The organism is Gottfriedia acidiceleris (assembly GCF_050457485.1).
In the GTDB taxonomy this organism is placed as follows: Bacteria; Bacillota; Bacilli; order Bacillales; family Bacillaceae_G; genus Gottfriedia; species Gottfriedia acidiceleris_D.
The window spans coordinates 88,058-109,300 of record NZ_JBCMJM010000010.1 but is presented as its reverse complement, the minus strand read 5'-3'; the positions used below and the strand labels follow the sequence as shown (position 1 = coordinate 109,300).

The window sequence follows — 21,243 nt, the reverse complement described above, 5'->3', positions numbered from 1 at the left end:
TTTATCAAATACAAATTTTTTTATAATTCGAATATTTTCTACAAAAAAAGATAAAAAAGTAGAGGAAATTCAAATAAAAAAAGCAAACGATCAGTAGTACACTAATCCGTTTGCTTTTTTCTAAAGGATAAAGTTTCAACATAATCCTAGTCTATTTTTACATCCTTCACGTTTTTCCTGCCTTTAATATGACCTTTTCGACCCGTTTTCTTTTCGTCTCTTTTTCAATATCATCCAACCTAGAAGTAAGTATCTCAACAAATAATTTTTTATTTTCTCCATTAATAATCGGCATCGACCTTTCCGCATACATCGGTAGCTGGTTCGTCGGACTTTTAACTAATTGTTCAATAAGCAACTTGAATGCCTGTTTTTCATATACCTTACTCGAACATAATTTAATAAGGATGTTTACAACTTGATCTTTCGTAATAACTGAACCTTTGTCACCAACTTCAATGATTTTTTCGATTTTAGAAAAGATTTTCTCTGGGGCTACATTTGTTATACTGTTTATTGCAGTCATCGCTCCCCATTGAAGTCGATTATTTTTACTATCTAAGAGTAAAAATAATTGATCAATATACTCGGTTAATAAAGAAGGTTTACGCTCACCGATTTCATATAAAACTTTAATACAATCATTTTGAATGCTTTTACTTTTATTAGATAGATTTTCGATCAGCTCTTTTACAGCATTTTCATCATTATGATCCACAACTTTAATCGCTAATTCTATATTAGGCTCCTCATCTCTACGACCTATAGAACTTGCTAATTTCTCTATTACTGTCATTCATACTTCCACCTTTTTATTTGACCTAACTCTTTAATCAGTATGTACATTGCAAAAAGCAAGTACACTTCCTAGGATTCTTATTTTAAGTCCTATCTCTTTTTTATTAACAAATCAGTCTAACCTGAATACATAAATTTTTCTTGAAGAAACCATCCTATTGTCAGGAGGTAAGTAGCAGATAAAAAGAATTAATAAAATTCTGTAAAAAACTTCTACAACTAATTTTATAAAAAGAAAGGAGGTAACGTTGCCTAATTGTTTGCTATGAAATGATAAATTCATGATATAATTATTATACCTACTGTGAATCTAGGATGCTCGCGAAAGTGACTTCGGCATTGGGTAGAACCATGATAGTGAGTAGACTTAATAACTGACGAAAACCAAGTCAATCAATAACAAAGTTGAGAATATTCACGCAAAAGATTACTCAACTATGTAGGATTCGTTGTATCCGAATTTACGCCCTCGGAGTGTTAGACCAAACGAAAGTAGCTTCGGCAAAATCGGACACGTAGAACTGGGAAGCAAACATCAATTTATTGATTTTTATAGATTAATGGCAACGGTGGTTTTATGTCTGAACTATTACAACCAGGGAATAAAAAACTTCCTGATTTTAATGAATTAAACGATCGGATTATTGCTGAGCATGGTACAACAGGACCGTCTTTAGTTATTAAAACAAATTTGGATCCTAAAGATTCTACCGAGGATAATCCTTATTATCGTAACGAAACACATACACCTAAAAAACCATTTAAAAATTATTTCGAAGAGTAACAGAAAAATGAGCCCGGTTTGCTTCACCGGCTCATTTTTTTTACCCAAAATAGTCGACTGAATGAATTTAACTCCTACGTACATACTAAGAAATATATGGCAATTTCTTTAAGGAAAATGTTTATACTTTTCAATGTACTAGGAGGAATAGGATTTTGAGTCCAACAAAAAGTATGCTATCGGTTTTTGCCCTAGGTGGAATTAATGAAATTGGAAAAAATATGTATGCTATTCAATACTTAAAAGAAATTATTCTAATAGACTGCGGTTCTAAGTTTCCAGACGAGAGTTTATTAGGTGTTGATTTAATCATTCCAGATATTACTTATCTATTGGAGAATCAAGAAAAGATTAAAGGTTTATTTGTTACGCACGGTCATGAAGACCATATTGGTGGAATCCCTTATCTTTTGAAGCAATTGAATATTCCTGTCTATGCAACGAGATTAACGCTCGGATTAATTGAGCTTAAATTAAAAGAGCATGGATTATTAGGTGAAACTGAACTAATTTTAATAGATTCTGATTCAGTTATTAAATTTGAACATTTTTCGATTTCATTTTTTAAAACAAATCATAGTATCCCTGATTGCTTAGGCATCGTATTCGATACGCCTGAAGGAACTGTAGTACATACTGGAGATTTTAAATTTGATTTAACACCTGTTAACAATCAATATCCGGATATTCATAAAATGGCCGAAATAGGTAGTAAAGGTGTTTTATTACTTTTATCAGAAAGTACGAACGCCGAACGGCCAGGTTCAACACCATCGGAACGGATTGTTGGAGAGCATATAATAGATGCTTTTATGAAGGCAAAACAGAGAGTGATTATTTCAACTTTTGCTTCGAATGTACATCGTGTGCAACAAATTGTTGATGCTTCTATTATAACTAATCGAAAATTAGCCCTACTTGGGAGAAGCATGGTGAATGTTGTTCAAGTTGCAATGGAGCAAGGGTACTTATCAATTCCTGAAGGTATGTTGATTGATACTGATGAAATTAATAGTTTTGCACCAGAATCAGTTACAATTTTATGTACAGGTAGTCAAGGCGAACCTCTGGCAGCTCTTGCTCGACTAGCTAATTCTAGTTTTAGAGGTGTTGATGTTTATCCAGGAGATACAGTTATTTTAGCTGCCTCTCCTATACCTGGGAATGAACGAAATGTCTCCCGAATTATTGATAATTTTTATAATCTTGGAGCAATTGTTATCTATGGTTCAGGTAGTTCGACTGGTATGCATGTTTCTGGTCATGCTTATCAAGAAGAGCTTAAGCTTATGCTTACATTAATGAAGCCAAAGTATTTTATTCCAATTCATGGTGAGAACAGAATGCTTCATCATCATCGTTCTCTTGCTGAATCTGTTGGTGTCAAACGAAATAATATTTTTATTATTAAAAACGGTGATGTTGTCGATATTCTACAATCAGAAGCGATTCAAAGCCGAAGAATTCCAGCAGGAAATATTTATGTAGATGGAATGGGCATTGGAGATGTCGGTAACATTGTCCTGAGAGATCGAAAACAACTTGCAGAAGATGGAATGCTAGTAATCGTCATTACTATTAGTAAATTGGAAAGAAAGATTATCTCTGGTCCTGATACAATATCAAGAGGATTTGTCTATGCGCGTGACTCTGAAAGTTTACTGAAGGAAGTAAACCAAATAGTTACATCTTCAGTAAATGAATTACTTGATGAAAACAAGCTCCAATGGGGAGTTATGAAGCAAAATATTAAAAAGTCTCTAGGACAATTTTTATTTACAAAAACGAAAAGAAAACCAATGATTTTGCCAATAATCATTGAAATATAAAAACAAAAAACTCCCTTATCAATCTAATTAGGGAGTTTTTACTTTGATTGATTTTCTTTAATTTTAGAAATTAAATCCACTAAAGAACTGTTTTCTTGATCAAAATAGGTTTCCATTGGACATGAACTATTTTCTAACCGGTTTAGTACGAAAGGGATTGTATAAGTTTCAATTTTTAATTCATCATTAACATCATCCCAAAATAGAGGCGTTGCAACAGTTGGTTTTTCCTTTCCCCTTGTAGAGTATGGGCAAATAATGGTTTTTCCTTTTGCATGCTGGATATAGTCAATATAAAGACGATTGCCTCGATTTTTCTTTAAACGTTCAATCGTAAAATCATCTGGAAATTTCTCAATTAAATAATGTGCAATAAAAGATGTAAATACTCTTGTTTCATCATAGGTAAGAGAATCTTCTTTTATTGGAATATGGATTTGAATGCCTTTACTTCCAGATACTTTTGGGTAGCTTTTTATTTGAAAAGAATCAAAGATTAATTTCATTTCCAACGCGGCTTTTATTGCTAAAGGAAATGCATCTGTATTAGGTGGATCCAAGTCGAATACGATTTCAATTGGGTTGTTTGCTTCATATGTTTGAAAAGGAATATGGAATTCAATAGCTAATTGATTTCCTAACCATAGCAATGTTGATACATCATTACAAATAATAAAATTATTTCCCTCATGTTCTTCGGTTTTAATAAAACTCGGAGCATAATCTGGACGGTTTTTTTGAAAAAAAGATTCACCGTCTATTCCATTCGGAAAACGAATCGTTGTTAATAAACGATTTTTTAGAAATGGAAGCATATATGTGGATATTTGAGCTAAATATGAAACAAAGCTCTCTTTTTTTATATATGGATCCTTCCATATTACTTTTTCAGGACTGGTAAGTGTTAATTCTTCCTCCAAATTAAGATTACCCAATAGTAAGCCATCCCAAGTACATTCATTCCATGCATGCTTTAATTGAAAGGATATAAATTTTGCATTTGTTAATTGGTTGTTTTCTATACTTTGAAACTCAAGTTCAATACAGATCCCAGGCTCAACAAATTTTATACTACCTTTTTTGCTTTTTTTATTTGCTTCGATTGCTTTAATCAATATACCCTTCTCTTCCTCGCTAAGTCCATTTGAAAAGGACCCCATTTGCAAAATATCATTGTCTTTTTTAAGTCCCACTAAAAAGGTTTCCTCTTTTAAATTGAAACCTAAAATAAAGAAAAAGCCTGAATAAATTTTATTACGTTTTTGAAAAAAGTAATGATTCATATCTTACTTCCCCTAATCTGTAAGAGTACATTCTTTAGGATCTTTTTCGATAAAAGCTTGGATACTTGGTTGTCTTAATGAATGACCTTCAGTCCATTCAATGAATTGTACTTTAACAGTTAATAATGGCTGAATCCATTGAATTTCCTTAATTCTTTTTGGTTGACTGCTGAATGGATTGTTTTCTATTTTTATCGTATTAATGACTGTAGTAAGGTCTTTCCATTCTGATTTCGTTAATTTTCCAGTTCCAACATGTCCTATAAACACGAGTTGATTAGTTTCATTATAAAGTCCTACTAAAATAGAATTAACTATTCCAGAGCGATACGTTACCCCACCGATAACCGCAATAACGTCCTTATAATTTTTTACTTTTTGCCACGCATTGTGCTTTCCATTGATCAAGTATTTACTATTTAAGTTTTTACATACGATGCCTTCTAAATTATGTTGTTTCGCAACTTCAAATAAGGCAACCCCATCAGTATTATTTGGAACTAACTGAATTTGCTTATTTGGTTGGATTGCTTCTATTAATAAATTTTGTCTCTCTTGGAGAGAAAATTGCGTAACCCATTCTCCATTGTAAAAAAGAATATCAAAAATCATATAGAAAATAGGTACAGCTTCTATAGCGGAATCAATCCGATCCATGCGCCTAATTCCATCCCTTCTCATTACTTCATGAAACGATGGATTGCCATTTTGATCGAGAGCGATGACCTCCCCGTCTAAAATGATTGATTGAGCAGCCGAATAAGATTTTATATCCGTTAGCTCTGGAAAAATATTTGTACGATCATTTAATTTACGGTTAAATAATTTGACTTCTTTCCCATCAAAATAGGTTAGGATTCTAACACCGTCCCATTTAATTTGCGAAATCCACTCAGGACCATTTGGTACAATATCTGAAGAAATAGGCTCAAAAGGAAAAATTGGATTTAGCTCCATTACTACCGTTGCCAAAAACTTATAAAAACCAATAAAAACCTATTATTTTTATAGATTTTGTTTATTTCCCAGTTCTACGTGCTCGATTTTACCTAACTAGGTTACTTTCGTTTGATACAACACTCCGAGGGCGTAAATTCGGATAAAACGAATCCTACATATTAGTAATGAGGTGTAGGTGTCAACTAACTAATTTATATTGTGACAAGTTGATCGCTGCGTTTAAATCTCGATCAATTTCATGACCGTATTCACATATAAATAATCGTTCGGATAATTTTAAATCATTTTTTTTATGTCCACAACTTGAACATGTTTTAGAAGATGGGTACCATCTATCAGCTTCAACAAATTCAACACCATATTTTTCACATTTATATTTCATTTGGCATTTGAATTTAAATAAACACTGCTTCGCAATTGCTTTTGAAAGATGCTTATTCTTCATCATTCCCTTGATATCTATTGTTTCCATTACTATGCGATAAGGTTTGGTTTTCACGATCTCGCTCGTGGATTGATGAAGATGATTTAGTCTGATATTTGTCAATCTTCTGTAGAGGTGTTGTATCTTCTTATTGATTTTTATAATGTTGCTTGTTTTGACGAAACGGTTTCCCTCCTTATTCATTTCATATTTACGAGAAATTTGACGTTGCAACCTACGTAGGCGTTTCTCTGCCCTTCTTACAATGCTTGTTTTGTTAATATTTTTCTTCCTAGTGCCATCTGAACAAACTGCTAATTCTTTAATTCCTACATCAATTCCAAGTGAGACATTTGTCAGTTCAACTATTGGTCTTAATTCTTTAATTCCTACAGAAAGATACCAGTATTTTCCGTCTTGACTAATTCTAGGATTAAAGAATTTTTCATCCGGTATACATTCTGAAACGACAACCCAACCGACCTTCTCAATCAATACTTTATTTCCGTCTACTTTCATCTTCACATTATCGTTATAAAAAGATGATTTGGACTTTCTTCTACTTTTGAATCGTGGTTTATCAGATATCCCTTTAAAGAATTTTTTATACGCTTCACAGAGGTCTTTTATTGCTTGTTTTGTAACGTTATTAGATACTTCATAAAGCCATGAAAATTCATCTGATTGTTTTAATACAGTTAATTCCTTTCTTAATATGCCATCAGAAATGAATTTCCCACCTGTTTTATAATTTTCTTCTTGCTTAGCCAATGCCCAATTATATGCCCACCGAGCTGTGCCAACTGATTTCCATAATTGTATTTCTTGATCTTTAGTTGGCCTTAATCTGACTCTCCTCGCTAGTATCATTGTCTTGAAACAACTTTGAATAGTTTGTTCAGTTCCACCTATTGAATCAAATTTCAAATTACTCACCTCATGTACATTTAAACACAATGGGTGACTTTCAATTAGAACAAATTGTGATATTTTTATAAAATTTAATAAATTAAAATTAACTGTTGTAACCCTCCTATTTAACTCGTTGCTTTTTTAGGCGCTTTTGTTTTAGGCTTTTTCGGAGGTGTCGCTTGTCCTTTTGTTCGATCGATACTCGCTTGTAATGCAGACATTAAATCAACAACATTTTTTTGTTCTGCCGGTTTCTCTTGCCCTGTCGCGATATAATCATTTTTATTAACTTTTTCCGAAATTAATTGCTCTAACGCTGTACGATATGTATCGGTATAGTTTTCTGGATTAAACGTTGTCGTTAATTGTTCAACTAGCATCATACCAGCCTGCAATTCACGCTCCGCCAATCCAGCCTTTTCAGGAACACCACCTGGAAGATTTTCAATTGCTCTAATCTCATCTGGAAAATGTAATGTTTCAAGAATAATCGCGTTTTTATATGGCCGAATAGCAGCTAAATGCTGTTTACTACGAATTGTAATTTTTGCGAGACCGATTTTCTTACTTTTTTTCAATATTTCGGAAAGTAAAGCATAAGCCTTTGTTCCACCAGAATCCGGACCAATATAATATGTTCGATCAAAATACACTGGATCAATTTCTGAAAGTTTGACGAAATCAATGATCGATACAGTTTTTAGTTCAAATTCTTCTTTTAATTTATTCATTTCCTCTTCTGTTATTTCTACAACTCTACCATTTGGTGTTTCAAATACTTTAATAATTTCTTCAGGAGTAACTTCATCGTCACAACTAGCAACTTTTTTATAGGAAATCGGCGTTTTACAATCCTTATGATATTGACGAAACTTTATATCCTTATCCTCAACTGCTGAAAACAACTTTACAGGAATTGTAACTAATCCCATACTGATCGTGCCTTTCCAAACTGTATGCATTCTTTCACACCTTTGTATTTTTTAAAAGTAGCTTTTGTTAAAATAGTGGGTTTAATTCAATTTGTATGTCTAGTTCGTCCTAATTAATAGTAAGGAAGTTAATCAAAAAGGGAATTTTCCTTATTAGATATTTATACTGGATAAGTCTTGATAAAAAGAAAAGTTCACTCTCGATTAAGTGAACTTTTTCTTTGTTTCTGGCATTGATTCTTGTTTAGGCTTAATAAATTTTATAGACAAAAAAAGACCTATTACAGCTAATATAATGGAAAAATACATCATATAATTATCTGGTTTTTTCATTAAGTATGCAAAAGTAGGTGGACCTGCTGCAACACCTACAAAGCGTAAAGAACTATAAAGAGATGTAATTGTTCCTCTTTCTGCTTTTTCAACTCCCTCTGTTATTAAGGCATCTAAGCTTGGTAGCGACAAACCAATCCCGATCCCACTTATCAATAAACTCGTAATAATCATATAAATATCTTTGTTAAAAATAGGGATCACAAAAGAAAGACTTATGAAGATAAAACCAATGACAATGCATTTTTTCATTGTACCTTTTTGATTTCCAATTTTTTTACCTGTCTTATATGATGTGTAGGATAAAGCAGCGAGTGGGATCGCTAACACACATCCTTTCCATATTCCAATTATGTGATAGCGCTTTTCTAAAATTTTTGATAAATAAAAAAGCATACCAAATAAAATGAACATGATAATAGCACCTAGTATAAAGATGGTATAAAGCCATTTTCCATTATTTCGAAATATATTCCGAATTGATCTGATGAACAGTTTAAACTTTTTCTTTCTTTTATCTTTTCTTTTTGATCTCATGGGCTGTTTTGGAGGTTTTACAAAAATTAAAATTAAAATAATGGATATTAAACAAAGGAACGGTATTGATAAAAATGGTAAATACCATACAACCGCTGCTAATGCAGAACCTAGTATTGGGCTTAGTACTTTTCCAAAAGTATTTGATGTCTCAACTAACCCTAATCCTTTACTAACTTCATTTTCATCCTTAAACATATCTCCCACACACGGAATAACAACAGGCATTGCCCCAGCAGAACCAACCCCCTGTATGATTCTCCCAACAATTAACCACGCGTACGGATTTTCTAATTTCCAACAAACAAAGCCAGCTAAGGCTCCTCCAATTCCCGCAATAGTTAAACTTGGAATGATTACTTTTTTTCTTCCAAATAAATCCGATAAATAACCTGCTATAGGGATAAGAATGATTGCAAAAACTGAATAAACAGTAATAATCATTGAAACTTTTAGGCCAGATATATTTAATTGTTGTTCTAATTTTGGAAGTACGGGAATCAACATTGAATTACCTAAAGTCATTACAAGAGGTACTGCAGATAGCGCCCATAAACTCCGCTTTTGTTTTTTATCCATATAACCTCCGTTTTTTGTGTAACTAAAAATAATCACAATCCTTATATTTCCCAAGTATCTTTTTTGGTTGAATTGTAATTTTTACTAATTAGTTAAAATTAAGGGCAAAATGAAAAATATACTATTTTCGAAAGGATGAGTCTTTATGACTACTCTAGAGAATTCAACTAATTATTTTCTTTTAAATTTATGGTCTGGAATTTTATTTGGCCTTGGATTGGTAGCATTTTTTGATGAAGTAGTTTTTCATCAACTTCTTCATTGGCATCATTTTTACGATAAGTCTACAACAAGTTTAGGACTTATTTCTGATGGTCTTTTTCATGCCTTTAGTTGGTTCGCAACGATTGGCTCCTTATTTATGTTTGCGAATTTAAGGAGAAAAAAATCTCTCTATATTAAAAGATGGATCGGCGGAGTTTTACTCGGAGCAGGTTTGTTTCAACTTTATGATGGAACAGTTCAGCATAAATGGCTAAAGCTTCATCAAATTAGATATAACGTCGATATTATGCCCTATGATTTAACTTGGAATATTACTGCTTCTATTATGACTTTAATAGGCTGCATTCTAATTTTTAAAACTCGAAATAGAAGTGTCCATTTTGAAAGATAATTTTATGCAATACTTTTACTTCAATGTATTTGAATTATTCTTTATTTTATTAATCTCAGTTTTTATTAGTGGATATTTAGTTGCTGCAATGAATCATAAAAAAGTAGCATGGCCTAAATCGCGCTCAATATTATGGATAGTTGGAATGCTTTGCATATTAGTTTCTGTAATTGGACCAATTGCAAAACTAAGTCACCATCTTTTCGTTTTCCATATGATAATGCATTTATTACTAGGAATGCTAGCTCCCTTGCTTATAGCTTTATCTAGACCGATTACATTATTATTAACATCATTAAAAACTCAACATGCAAGGCGAGTAACACGTCTATTAAAAAGTGTTCCTGTTCGTCTATTAACTCATCCTATTAGTACATTGCTTTTAAATATTGGAGGACTTTGGGTACTTTACAATTCTACAGTGTTTAATTTAATTCATGAGAACATCTTTTTGTTAATTTTAGTACATATCCATTTGTTTTTTGCAGGGTATTTTTTTACAATATCAATCATTGCCATTGAACCGATCTCACATAAATACAGTTATTTGTTTCGCTCAATAGTAATAATCCTTGCATTAGCAGGTCATGATATTTTATCGAAGTTTCTTTTTGCGAATTCATTAAACAATTTTGCATTTAATGATGTTCAACTCGGTGCAGTCTTAATGTTTTATGGAGGGGACTTTGTTGATATGGTCATTATTACTGTACTTTGTTTTCTCTGGTATAATTCAGCAACTCTTAAGAAGCCTAGAACCATAATTTAATGGACTTTTTTGCCACATATAATCCCTCAAAAGATGCACAAAATATTAATGCATAAAGAAGGAGGGTTAAAGATGAATAAAATTTGTCTTACATTATGCACTATTTCATTATCATTTATAATTTCAGCTAATGTTCATGCTGCTTCACCGGGACCTGATGCTACACAATTAGATCCAAGCTATGATCATAATGGTAAACATATAAAAAGGGATTTTAACAATGATTTTAATGATCCAAACCATGTTGTAAATAATACGAAAAATACAGTAAAAGAAGGGTATTATGATACGAAGAATACAGTTAAAGAAGGGTATTATAATACGAAAAATAATATAAAAAATACAACAAATGACATGTTAAATAACAATGGAGTAAATAACCCAGTAAATAATGACGGAAATTATTATCGACGAAATGTAAATGTAACGCCTACACCTGTTACTAACACATTAAATACTACTGACAATACAAATAATAATCATTTCAATTATGGCTGGCTTGGACTTCTTGGATTATTAGGATTTGCGGGTCTTCGAAAAAAGGAAAGAGTTGAATAAAAATAATAACCTTATTGGGGCATTCCCCAATAAGGTTTTATTTATGGACTATGTTTTTATTATGAATTACATCTTTATAAAAATTGATTTTTTGCTCTAACATTTTATTCGTTTCCGCTAATGTTTTAAGCTGATGTTCAATAGACTGTTTATGTTCAACTAATAGATCCAACCTAGCCAAAGATGTCTGCTCACCTTCTGTATATAAATGTGCATACTCTTTAATCTTATTAACTGGCATTTGTGTTTCTTTTAGCTTAAGGACAAATCTTAACCACTGGATGTGTGATTCAGAATACAGCCTCTCACCATTTTCATTTCGATCAGGAAGAATGATCTGTTCTTTTTCATAATAACGTAATGTATGTGTGCTTATTCCTAACATCTGAGCGACTTCACCAATTGAATACATAAGACCTCCAGTTTGAGTCAAAAATAAAAACTGTTTGACTTAGAGTTTACTCTAACCAGTATAATGAATCCGTAACTGATACACAATTAATTTAATTTTAGTATAAACCAAATTATCGGGAGGAATTAAGATGAAAAAATATACTGTCATTACAGGTGCTAGTTCAGGAATTGGTTATGAATCAGCTGTTGCATTTGCCGCACGTGGAAAAAACCTAATCATTGTTGCTCGTAGAACGGAAGAACTTGAAAAATTAAAATCAGAAATCGGTAAATTGAATTCAAATCTTGATGTCGTCATAAAAACGGCTGATCTATCTGTCGTTAAAAATGCTTATAATTTATATGAAGAACTTAAAGAATATGATATTGAAACTTGGATTAATAATGCAGGTTTTGGTAATTTCGCTTCAGTTGGTGAACAAAATTTAGCAAAAATTGAAAGTATGCTTAATTTGAATATTGAAGCTTTAACGATTTTAACTTCACTATATGTACGTGATTATTCAACAGTCGAGGGTACACAAGTTATCAATGTTTCATCTGGTGGAGGGTATACAATTATTGGTAATGCCATCACATATTGTGCGACTAAATTCTATGTAAGTGCCTTTACAGAAGGGCTGGCTCATGAATTAAAAGAAAAAGGTGCAAAAATGCAAGCAAAATTATTAGCACCAGCTGCAACTGAAACAGAATTTGCAAAAGTATCCTATGATTTAGAAGAAAACATTAAATTTGAAGGCGTTCTTCCAAAATACCATACTGCAAAAGAAATGGCCGGATTCATGTTGGACCTTTATGACAGTGAAAAGGTGGTTGGAAAAGTTGATGGAATTACTTATGAATTCCAATTATTAGATCCACTTTACCCTTATGCAACAAGATTAGAAAGGCAGGATTAAGGGAAAGTTAAAACCTGTTCCTTAACCTTAAACACTGCATCCTAATTTTAATTTTCTAACACTAAATTTAAATGTGGATATTTAGTAGCCCTATATTCAGAAGGGCTACTTTTTGTGTATTTTTTAAATATACGACTAAAGTAATTCGAATCTTGAAAACCAATTCGTGTTGCTATTTCTTGCATAGTTAAATCAGTCATTTCTAAGTAAAACATTGATTTTTCAATCCTTATTCTATTTAAAAAATCGATCACACTAGTGCCAATTTCTTTTTTGAAAAGGTGACTGAAATGATATTTACTTACACAACAAAATTGAGCAATTTCTTCCAGTGTTATACTAGTTTGATGATTTTCTCGTATATACTTAGTTGCTTTACGAATAACAGGATTCATCTGATTATTAAATGAATTGGCTATTTGAATCGTTAGCCAGTAAGCATATTCGCAAACCTTTTTTACAAATTTATCATAGCGAATAATATGATATAATTCCTGAATCATTTGAGCATTTTTTGACATGATGAGTGTTGCATTCACGCCTGACTCTACTACAACCCTAGAGATTAACATAATTAAATCGACTACCTCAGTCTTAAATACGTCTTCATTTAATCGGCATGCATTTGCTACCTTTTCAAGGAAACTTTTTAATTGATCGACTACACCTACTTCATCACCAATTCGTACAAGTGCTAATAATTCAATACGATCCTCGGTTGATAATGCTCTTAGTGTATTTTCTTCCACCGGTTTAATACCACTATGAAATATCAGTTTGTTCCCTTGAAAAAAGCGACCTGACATTGACTTTCTAGCCTCTTCAAAAGAGTGGTATAACAAATAAGGATCACTATATTTTTTACCTATTCCAATTGAAACTGTAATCTGAACCCTATCTAATGAATTTTGAATTTCTTCTGCTATTCTATAAATCTTTTTATTAAACTCGATTTCACTATCTTCATCATCTAGCTCAATTAGAAGTGCAAGCACACCTTCTTCTACCCAGTTCCACAAATACGAAACTCCGATCGTCTGATCAATTTGATTGATTAGTTCATGGCCAATTTCTTGTTTCCACTGCTTCGGGTTCTCTACTGCTAAATCAGGATAGCGATCGATTGAAATCAACATTACAACATTTGGATAAGTATCAATGCCACATCTTTTTTGAACTTCATCAAAAGTTCCTATATGGACGAGCGTACCAGAAAGTAACACATTTGAAAAAGCTGATTGAGTAGCATCTCGATTCATCTTAATTTCTCCTTTTTAGCTTATGATTTTTCTTAGTTGAACGTTTGGTAGTAAGTATTAAAATGATTGAGCCATAAAAAAAGAAGCTGTCGTACTCTTAGAGTATAACTGCTCCATTAAAAATTTCATAATTCCATGACACCTATTTTCTCTTCAACAAGTTCAACAATTACTCCATCATGAATTTGATTACGAATTGATTCAATATCATGATAAAAATAGCGATCCTCTACAACTGATGGAACTTGATTTCTAATTAACTGATATACACTTGCCGTTACCGGTGACGGTCTTAGTGAATCATGGAATTCTAGTGCTTGAGTGGCAACCATTAGTTCGATTGCTAAAATATGTTCAAGTTTTTTTGAAATCTGATAGGCTTTCCTAGCAGCGAAATAAGCAAAGCTAACAACATCCTCTTGATTTGCACATGTAGATGTATTATCAATCGTTGCTGGATGCGACAGAACTCTTATTTCATTCAGTAATCCTGCCGCGGTATATTGTGGAATCATATACCCGCTATTTAAACCAGGATTGACAACTAAGAAACTAGGAAGCTCACTTACATGATAATTTACTAATCGATCAATACGACGTTCTGTTATTTTTGCTAAGTTTGCCATACCTATACAAATCGTGTCTGCATCAATTCCCACATAGGAAGCATCAAAATTTCCGCCCATTAATGCAAACCCGTCTTCTTCCTCCGGCCAAATAATCGGATTATCACTTGAAGACATCATTTCATTATGAATATTTTCCAATGCATTTTTAAATACCTTCTTAACTGCCCCATGAACTTGCGGTATACATCTAAGACTTAGTGCATCTTGTAATCGATAGTCTTTATATTGTTTGGCAATCTCACTTCCATCTAGAATTTTTGAAACGATTCGAGCTGTCTTTGCTTGTTCCGTATGTTTTTTTACCGAGTGCAGTCGAGGATCTAAAGCTTTTATCGTTCCCTTCAATGCTTCTAATGACATAGCACCAGTAACATCCGCTGTTTTAACAGCTTGAATTGCATTATATATCGAAAGTACAGTGAATGCTGTGGCTGATGTAGTACCGCTTAATAGTGCAAGACCTTCTTTACATTCGAAGGTTACTGGTTTTAGACCGGCCCGCTCCAACGCCTCGTGGCCGCTTAATAACTCATCCTTAAACCAAGCTTTTCCTTCGCCCATTAACACTAGCGCCATATGAGCCTCAGGTGATAAATATGCTACAGATCCCTCGCCTGGAACAAACGGCAATATATCATGATTAAGTATGGCTGCAATTAGCTCTAACACTTCTATTCTAACGCCTGAATAACCTTGACCTATATTATTTAAAACCATTAATTGAATGGCTCTTACCACTTCTTTTTCAAGTGGTTCACCTACAGAAACAGCATGAGAACGGACAATATTTCGTTGAAGAGTATGAGCATCTTCCTTTGAAATCACTTCGGTTACATTGCTTCCAAATCCTGTAGTTACCCCATATACCGCTCTTTCTTCTTCAAGAAACTTTTCAATTAGATTACGAGACTTATTTATTCTAAGATAATAGTTTTCTGTAAATGATACTTTTGCATCATATCTTGCAACAGCAATTACTTCATTAATTGATAACTCATGGTCTCCAAGAATAACCTCTTTTATATTTTTTGGATGAATAAAATCGTTCATTGTCATCAAAACACCTCTTACATTGAATATCTTAAGTTAGTGACTTGAAACTGATTGTTTGTTTGGCTCTACTAAATCCTCTTCAAGCAATGGATTACTAGCTTCATTTAATGAAAGTGATTTTGTTTCCGGAGCCCAAGCGATCGAAACAATTGTACCAATGAATAGAATAATAGACATTCCGATCATAGAAGGTGCCATCCCCATTGAACTAACACTTATCGGTAAAAGGAATGTACCAACAGCTGAGCCAATTCGACTAACTGCTGTTGTCAAGCCAACTCCAGTACCACGTACCTCGGTAGGAAATAGTTCAGCAGGATACACTAATGTTAAATTAGAAGCTGCCGACATTACAAATGTAAAGATTGCAAACACAATAATTGCGATTGTATGTAGACCTTGTGGTAAGACTGTTAATGCGAATAATGAAATCGTTAAAATAATAAATGTATTAATTGTAAACCCTCTACGAGTTAACTTTTCAGTACACCATACACCAGCTAACGCTCCTACTAGAAGGAACAGGTTTAGAACCATGTCTACACCAAATGTTTCTTCAAATCCCAATTTACTTAAAATAGTTGGTAGGAATGTATAGATGGCGAAATACGGAACTACCTGACACATATAAAAAAGTGATCCGAATGTAGTACGTTTCCAAAGCTGCTTATTGAATAAATCTGTAACCTTGTATGCATGTTTAGAATTAGCATCGATTGCTTCATCCATTACAGCATTTTCACCAATATACTTTCTTACAATAGCACGTGCTTCTTCAACACGGCCCATCTTTAATAACCAACGTGGAGACTCCGGTGTTCCAAAACGTAAAAGCAAGACAACTAGACCAGGAATTGCTGCACTAACTAACATCCAACGCCATGCGTCTGGCCCTGTTTTTCCTAAATAATAACCAACTAAATTTGAAGCTACATATCCGACTGTCCATAAAACGTTTAATGAAGATAATAACATACCTCTATATTTTCTAGGTGCAAACTCAGCTAGTAAAGTAGATCCTACGGCATAATCTCCTCCAAGTGCAATACCGATTAAAATCCTTAATGCAAAAAGCGTATATGGATCGTGAACAAAAAACTGTAATGCAGATGCGATTGTAATAATAACAAAGTTTGCTAAGTAGATTTTCTGCCTACCAATGCGATCTGATAATCCGCCAAGAAACAAACTACCGAAAAAAAGTCCGATTAATGCGGAACTACCGATTAATCCTTCCCATACAGAATTTAATTTCATTTGAGGACCTAGTAGCGAAAGTGCCATGCCTATAATTCCTAAAGCATAGCCATCCGAAAAATTCGATCCAAAAGTAAGTGCCGTAATCCGAATGTGAAATTTATTAAGCGGTGCATCATCCATCATAAATTTTTTTTCCTTCAAAAGAATACCCCCTTTTTTTACTTTTCAGTTAAAAATTGTTAGTAATAAAATAACTACTTACTTAACCATTCCTAAAGCGCTTCCAAAATTTTCAGTATTTTTAATAAATTATAATTATTACTCTTTAAATTATCTCTAGATAAAGTTTCGGATTATTAGCACAATATTGCTGAAATGTTCGGTCAGGAGATGAGGTTATTTTTTTTCAATAAAATAAGAGATAGCATATCGGCCATCTCTTACTTTATAAAACGATTTAATGAAAACATACTCAAATCAAATGCAGATTTCTGATTTATTACTAGGTCAGCAATAATCTCGCCTACAACGCTTGCAAACTTAAAGCCATGACCAGAGAAACCTGTAGCAATGATTAAATTTTTGTAGTCTGGATGCTGATCGATAATGAAGTGCTCGTCCGGAGTCATTGTATATAAGCATGTTTTCCCTTTTACTAAACTTCCATTTGCAAGTGGCATATATTCACTTAAGAAATTTCTCAGATCCGTTTCATCTTCAATAAACTCTCCAAATTCTCGGTTAAACTGATCAGGATTTACAATTTGTCCTCCATCATGTCGACCAATTTTCAAGCCACTATTATGAAGACTTGGAAAGCCGTAATAATGTCGATCAATTAGATCAATCGTAAATGCTGGTAGCAAACTAGAATCATATAGTTGATGATCACATTCAAACCAAGCAACTGTTTTACGAGTAGGTTTTACAGGTATATGAATACCTGTCTTTTCAAGAATTCTGCCAGACCATGCGCCTGCACATACTACAAGTTTATCCGCTGTGTAAACAGCATTCTCTGTACGCACTTGCGTCTTATTAGTACCTACCTCAATATCCACAACAGGCGAGTTTGTTTTAAGACTATTTCCTTTCTCGATATATAGTTCTTTATATGCTCGAACACATTCTTCGCTAAAAAGAATTCCGGAAGACGTTTCTAAACAACCTATAAATCCTTCCGGTAAACGTAAGCCGGGCCATCTTGCATTAATCTCATTACTATCCATTATTTCAAGTGGCAACGAAAATTCTTTTGCACTATTTATTACTTCATTCGTAAAGGTCGAGCCGGGTGCACCAACACATAAAACGCCTGTTCTCGAAAATAATTTTTTTCCAGACAATTGTTCTAACTCTTCCCATAATTTTTGTGCCCGTAATGCTAAAGGAACGTATTCTCTACTTTCTCCATATGCATGACGAATGATTCTAGTATCGCCGTGATGGCTACCAAAGCTATGTGGTGGATCAAAAGAATCTATTAATAATACTTTCTGATTTCCTTTTGATAAATAGTATCCTGCTGCCATTCCCATAGAGCCCGCTCCAACAATAATTACATCATAGTGATTATTCAATCATTTCACTCCTTACCCTGTTCATTCGTATGACATATTCTTTTTGTCTTTACAATTTACCTTCTTATATAAGCATTTTTTGTAAAACAAGCTTTTTTAAAATATCAAAAAACCCGTCTATGATCATTCATAAACGGGTTCAATAGTTTTTATAGTTTTTCGTATGCTGCTTGGTATTTTTGAATATCACCAGCACCCATAAAAATTAATACACTATTTTTATGGTTTTGTAAATTGCTGATATTGTCATCAGTCAATAGTTCAGCACCTGCAATTTTACAAGAAAGGTCTTCAATTGTTAAAGTACCTTTATCTTCTCGTGCAGAACCAAAAATATCACATAAGTAAACTTTATCTGCTTTTTCTAATGTACCAGCAAATTCATCTAAAAATTTACTTGTGCGTGTAAATGTATGCGGTTGGAACACTGCTACGATTTCACGGTCAGGATATTTTTGACGTGCTGCTTGAATCGTCGCTTGGATCTCAGTTGGATGATGAGCATAATCATCAATTAACATTTGATCTCCGAAGCGTTTTTCACTGAAACGACGCTTTACGCCACCATATGTTAATAATCTAGCTTTAATAATATTAACATCAATATCTTCATAATGGCAAAGCGCAATTACTGCTAAAGCATTTAAAATACTATGATCACCATATCCAGTAATATCAAAAGTAGCGTAATACGTATTACGGACGAATACATCAAATGTCGTACCATTTGTATGTTTTTCAATATTACGAGCTTGGAAATCATTGTCCTCGTTAAATCCATAATACATTACAGGTACTTTTGCATAAATTCGTTGAAGATGTTCGTCATCTCCACATGCAATAATACCTTTCTTTACTTGATCAGCCATTTGTTGGAAAGCATCGAATACATCATCTACACTCTTATAATAATCCGGATGATCAAAATCAATATTAGTCATGATGCAATAGTCTGGAAAGTATGAAAGAAAATGACGACGGTATTCACAAGCTTCAAACACGAAATACTCGCTGTCTTTTTCACCTTTACCAGTACCATCTCCAATTAGAAAAGAAGTTGGACGCGCACCAGAAACTACATGGGCTAATAAACCTGTCGTAGAGGTTTTACCATGTGCTCCAGTAATTGCGACGCTAGTAAATTTATTCATATATTCCCCTAGGAATTTATGATAGCGTGCCATCGGAATTCCCTTTTCAATAGCAGCTGCAATTTCTTCATGAGTATCAGGAAAAGCATTACCTGCTATAACGAATTGACCTTCTTTAATATTTGCTTTATCAAATGGTAAAATCGTAATATTTTTTTTTCGTAATTCATTTTCAGTGAAAAAGTGCTTTTCATAATCTGATCCCTGTACGGTCAAACCAGAATCATGTAAAATTTGTGCCAAAGCACTCATTCCAGTACCTTTAATCCCTACAAAATGGTAAACTGTCATATTAAAAGAACCTCCAAAATCGATCACTAATACAACGGCCTATCTCTTAGACAGTATATGTGTGAATAAAAGAAATGGCATCAATATTTTATAAATTTGATGCATTGTTACTTTGCCGAGTCTAGTTATTTTTTTAATGATAACTAACTTAAATTTTTACGCAATTAGTATTATATCACTTTAACTCCCATAGGACTATTTATTTTAAGTCGCACTATGAGGTAATAGATGGAAAAGTAAATACTTTAAGTCATCTGCTTATATTAAAATACTATCAATCTTAAATTGATTTTTTTCCCTTTATAGTCTAGGGCTCATTTCTACACTTTCTAATCGAGGATTTTCACGAAGCTTTCTTCCAGCTTTCGCTTGTTGCACACCATTTAACTCGACATTATCACCTGTAAAGCCTATGTTAACTTTTAATAAACTTCCACCTACACCATATAAATCTACTGGTACACCTTGTTTCTCAAAAGCTAAGATTCTTTCTACAGTAAATCCACCGCTTACTACAATTTGCACATGCTGATACCCTTCTTGATCTAGTGCATTTCGTAAAGCAAAAATTAATGGAGGATTTACCCCCCTAGGGTCAAAACTTCCTAATAATTCTGGATTACAAATAAAATACTGATCAATCATTGTTTTCGATGTATCAACACGTACAGCCTTTAATTTGCTACCGTATTCTCGTGCAACCTTTAAAGCGTCGTTTATGACATCATTATTATAATCTACTAAGACAATTAAATCATCTTGTGGATAGACTTCTGTATATGCACGAGCAGCTTCCACAACATCACCATTATACATTTGAATTAGTGCATGAGGCATTGTACCCATCCCTTCATTGCCCCACCACTCATTCATTGCATGAGTTGCCTGTGCAGTTGCACCACCAATAAATGCAGCATAACCGTCACCTGCTTGAGTCGTGAAATGATCATCTCGATCTCCCATGAAAATAACAGGCTTTTTAATGCCTGCGGATTTTGCAGAATGTTTTACATTGTATACGTTTGTAGCAACAGAAGTACGTCTAGCTAAAATACCATCAATAATTCCCTCTAAATAGCCAAAATCAGCATATTTACCTTTAATAGTTAAGACAGTTTCAAATGGTTCAATCATATCTCCATCCTTTAATGAATGAACAATAAGATTTTCTGGATGATCTGCAAAAGTTTGTAAAATCGCAATTGCTTCATCCGTGCCACATAGTACCGCACTTTCTCTTTGGAAAAATTGCATAGTTACTTCAGTATCTGGCTTCTTTTTTCGAATGATTTCTCTAGTTTTTAAAAAATATACAGCTGAAAACCAGCCTTCTCCGATTCTCTCATCAAATTTAAATGTTTGGTTCGTTAATCGGCTTATTTTACCTCTTAATTTTAAATCTAATTCTTTTTCCATGAATCTTCACCTGCTGAAAAGTATCGTTCTTTTT

At 33.2% G+C, this 21,243-nt stretch carries 19 protein-coding genes; 6 read left to right on the top strand and 13 right to left on the bottom strand.

Annotated elements, in window-relative coordinates:
- Window positions 1–166 precede the first annotated feature (166 nt).
- Window positions 167–796, bottom strand: a complete 630-nt coding sequence (locus ABEY15_RS12070; RefSeq protein ID WP_429890313.1) for a hypothetical protein — start codon at window positions 794–796, stop codon at window positions 167–169.
- Window positions 797–1,375: 579 nt separating this feature from the next.
- Between ABEY15_RS12070 and ABEY15_RS12065 the strand changes: the two genes are divergently transcribed.
- On the top strand, window positions 1,376–1,582 hold the full coding sequence (locus ABEY15_RS12065) for a hypothetical protein (protein ID WP_429890311.1): 207 nt from the start codon (window positions 1,376–1,378) through the stop codon (window positions 1,580–1,582).
- A gap of 173 nt (window positions 1,583–1,755) precedes the next feature.
- The gene (locus ABEY15_RS12060; RefSeq protein ID WP_429890364.1) at window positions 1,756–3,411 is read left to right on the top strand and encodes a ribonuclease J; all 1,656 of its coding nucleotides are present in this window, start codon (window positions 1,756–1,758) and stop codon (window positions 3,409–3,411) included.
- Between the two features lie 38 nt (window positions 3,412–3,449).
- Here ABEY15_RS12060 and ligD (ABEY15_RS12055) read toward each other — a convergent pair whose 3' ends face one another.
- The 5 genes from ligD (ABEY15_RS12055) to ABEY15_RS12035 all read right to left on the bottom strand — a co-directional run bounded on the left by ligD (ABEY15_RS12055) (window position 3,450) and on the right by ABEY15_RS12035 (window position 9,371).
- A complete protein-coding gene (ligD, locus tag ABEY15_RS12055; protein WP_429890309.1) occupies window positions 3,450–4,694 on the bottom strand; it encodes a DNA ligase D in 1,245 nt (414 codons plus the stop codon).
- A gap of 12 nt (window positions 4,695–4,706) precedes the next feature.
- Complete coding sequence (gene ligD, locus ABEY15_RS12050; protein ID WP_429890363.1) at window positions 4,707–5,651, bottom strand: non-homologous end-joining DNA ligase; 945 nt, start codon at window positions 5,649–5,651, stop codon at window positions 4,707–4,709.
- Window positions 5,652–5,832: 181 nt separating this feature from the next.
- Complete coding sequence (locus ABEY15_RS12045) at window positions 5,833–6,948, bottom strand: RNA-guided endonuclease InsQ/TnpB family protein (protein ID WP_429890362.1); 1,116 nt, start codon at window positions 6,946–6,948, stop codon at window positions 5,833–5,835.
- Between the two features lie 167 nt (window positions 6,949–7,115).
- Window positions 7,116–7,952, bottom strand: coding sequence for a Ku protein (locus tag ABEY15_RS12040; protein ID WP_429890307.1), 837 nt, complete (start codon window positions 7,950–7,952; stop codon window positions 7,116–7,118).
- Window positions 7,953–8,126: 174 nt separating this feature from the next.
- The gene (locus ABEY15_RS12035; RefSeq protein ID WP_429890305.1) at window positions 8,127–9,371 is read right to left on the bottom strand and encodes an MFS transporter; all 1,245 of its coding nucleotides are present in this window, start codon (window positions 9,369–9,371) and stop codon (window positions 8,127–8,129) included.
- 145 nt (window positions 9,372–9,516) lie between these two features.
- Here ABEY15_RS12035 and ABEY15_RS12030 point away from each other — a divergent pair, with 145 nt between their 5' ends.
- The 3 genes from ABEY15_RS12030 (at window position 9,517) to ABEY15_RS12020 (ending at window position 11,314) form a co-directional block, all read left to right on the top strand.
- Window positions 9,517–9,987, top strand: a complete 471-nt coding sequence (locus ABEY15_RS12030) for a DUF2243 domain-containing protein (RefSeq protein ID WP_429890304.1) — start codon at window positions 9,517–9,519, stop codon at window positions 9,985–9,987.
- Window positions 9,977–10,756: a cytochrome c oxidase assembly protein gene (locus tag ABEY15_RS12025; protein ID WP_429890302.1), complete on the top strand. Its 780-nt coding sequence runs from the start codon at window positions 9,977–9,979 to the stop codon at window positions 10,754–10,756. Before ABEY15_RS12030 ends, ABEY15_RS12025 begins: the two co-directional genes overlap by 11 nt.
- A gap of 72 nt (window positions 10,757–10,828) precedes the next feature.
- Window positions 10,829–11,314 (top strand): WGxxGxxG family protein, encoded by a 486-nt coding sequence (locus tag ABEY15_RS12020; RefSeq protein WP_429890301.1) that lies wholly within the window; start codon window positions 10,829–10,831, stop codon window positions 11,312–11,314.
- 37 nt (window positions 11,315–11,351) lie between these two features.
- On the opposite strand, the gene ABEY15_RS12015 is transcribed toward ABEY15_RS12020, so the two are convergent.
- Window positions 11,352–11,726: a MerR family transcriptional regulator gene (locus ABEY15_RS12015; protein WP_429890300.1), complete on the bottom strand. Its 375-nt coding sequence runs from the start codon at window positions 11,724–11,726 to the stop codon at window positions 11,352–11,354.
- A 130-nt stretch (window positions 11,727–11,856) separates the two neighbouring features.
- Here ABEY15_RS12015 and ABEY15_RS12010 point away from each other — a divergent pair, with 130 nt between their 5' ends.
- Entirely contained in the window at window positions 11,857–12,630 is a 774-nt protein-coding gene (locus ABEY15_RS12010) for an SDR family NAD(P)-dependent oxidoreductase (protein ID WP_429890299.1), read from the top strand.
- 47 nt (window positions 12,631–12,677) lie between these two features.
- On the opposite strand, the gene ABEY15_RS12005 is transcribed toward ABEY15_RS12010, so the two are convergent.
- From ABEY15_RS12005 to ABEY15_RS11980, 6 genes are all read right to left on the bottom strand, one after another.
- Complete coding sequence (locus tag ABEY15_RS12005; RefSeq protein WP_429890297.1) at window positions 12,678–13,889, bottom strand: AraC family transcriptional regulator; 1,212 nt, start codon at window positions 13,887–13,889, stop codon at window positions 12,678–12,680.
- Window positions 13,890–14,014: 125 nt separating this feature from the next.
- Window positions 14,015–15,574 carry a histidine ammonia-lyase gene (gene hutH / locus ABEY15_RS12000; protein ID WP_429890295.1) on the bottom strand — a complete coding sequence of 520 codons (1,560 nt, stop codon included), beginning with the start codon at window positions 15,572–15,574 and terminating at the stop codon, window positions 14,015–14,017.
- Window positions 15,575–15,604: 30 nt separating this feature from the next.
- Entirely contained in the window at window positions 15,605–16,972 is a 1,368-nt protein-coding gene (locus ABEY15_RS11995) for an MFS transporter (RefSeq protein ID WP_429890293.1), read from the bottom strand.
- Window positions 16,973–17,211: 239 nt separating this feature from the next.
- A complete protein-coding gene (solA, locus tag ABEY15_RS11990; RefSeq protein ID WP_429890292.1) occupies window positions 17,212–18,351 on the bottom strand; it encodes an N-methyl-L-tryptophan oxidase in 1,140 nt (379 codons plus the stop codon).
- A 149-nt stretch (window positions 18,352–18,500) separates the two neighbouring features.
- Window positions 18,501–19,793, bottom strand: a complete 1,293-nt coding sequence (gene murC / locus ABEY15_RS11985; protein WP_429890291.1) for a UDP-N-acetylmuramate--L-alanine ligase — start codon at window positions 19,791–19,793, stop codon at window positions 18,501–18,503.
- 300 nt (window positions 19,794–20,093) lie between these two features.
- The gene (locus tag ABEY15_RS11980) at window positions 20,094–21,209 is read right to left on the bottom strand and encodes a nicotinate phosphoribosyltransferase (RefSeq protein WP_429890290.1); all 1,116 of its coding nucleotides are present in this window, start codon (window positions 21,207–21,209) and stop codon (window positions 20,094–20,096) included.
- Window positions 21,210–21,243 lie beyond the last annotated feature (34 nt).

What these genes read in the sequence shown, in the direction of transcription:
- ABEY15_RS12020 (WP_429890301.1), top strand. Translation starts at nt 10,829, where the DNA reads ATGAATAAAATTTGTCTTACATTATGCACTATTTCATTATCATTTATA.
- murC (WP_429890291.1), bottom strand. Translation starts at nt 19,793, where the DNA reads ATGACAGTTTACCATTTTGTAGGGATTAAAGGTACTGGAATGAGTGCT.
- ABEY15_RS12010 (WP_429890299.1), top strand. Translation starts at nt 11,857, where the DNA reads ATGAAAAAATATACTGTCATTACAGGTGCTAGTTCAGGAATTGGTTAT.
- ligD (WP_429890363.1), bottom strand. Translation starts at nt 5,651, where the DNA reads ATGGAGCTAAATCCAATTTTTCCTTTTGAGCCTATTTCTTCAGATATT.
- ligD (WP_429890309.1), bottom strand. Translation starts at nt 4,694, where the DNA reads ATGAATCATTACTTTTTTCAAAAACGTAATAAAATTTATTCAGGCTTT.
- ABEY15_RS12045 (WP_429890362.1), bottom strand. Translation starts at nt 6,948, where the DNA reads ATGATACTAGCGAGGAGAGTCAGATTAAGGCCAACTAAAGATCAAGAA.
- ABEY15_RS12015 (WP_429890300.1), bottom strand. Translation starts at nt 11,726, where the DNA reads ATGTATTCAATTGGTGAAGTCGCTCAGATGTTAGGAATAAGCACACAT.
- ABEY15_RS12040 (WP_429890307.1), bottom strand. Translation starts at nt 7,952, where the DNA reads ATGCATACAGTTTGGAAAGGCACGATCAGTATGGGATTAGTTACAATT.
- ABEY15_RS12035 (WP_429890305.1), bottom strand. Translation starts at nt 9,371, where the DNA reads ATGGATAAAAAACAAAAGCGGAGTTTATGGGCGCTATCTGCAGTACCT.
- ABEY15_RS12005 (WP_429890297.1), bottom strand. Translation starts at nt 13,889, where the DNA reads ATGAATCGAGATGCTACTCAATCAGCTTTTTCAAATGTGTTACTTTCT.
- hutH (WP_429890295.1), bottom strand. Translation starts at nt 15,574, where the DNA reads ATGACAATGAACGATTTTATTCATCCAAAAAATATAAAAGAGGTTATT.
- ABEY15_RS12060 (WP_429890364.1), top strand. Translation starts at nt 1,756, where the DNA reads ATGCTATCGGTTTTTGCCCTAGGTGGAATTAATGAAATTGGAAAAAAT.
- ABEY15_RS12030 (WP_429890304.1), top strand. Translation starts at nt 9,517, where the DNA reads ATGACTACTCTAGAGAATTCAACTAATTATTTTCTTTTAAATTTATGG.
- ABEY15_RS12070 (WP_429890313.1), bottom strand. Translation starts at nt 796, where the DNA reads ATGACAGTAATAGAGAAATTAGCAAGTTCTATAGGTCGTAGAGATGAG.
- ABEY15_RS12065 (WP_429890311.1), top strand. Translation starts at nt 1,376, where the DNA reads ATGTCTGAACTATTACAACCAGGGAATAAAAAACTTCCTGATTTTAAT.
- ABEY15_RS11980 (WP_429890290.1), bottom strand. Translation starts at nt 21,209, where the DNA reads ATGGAAAAAGAATTAGATTTAAAATTAAGAGGTAAAATAAGCCGATTA.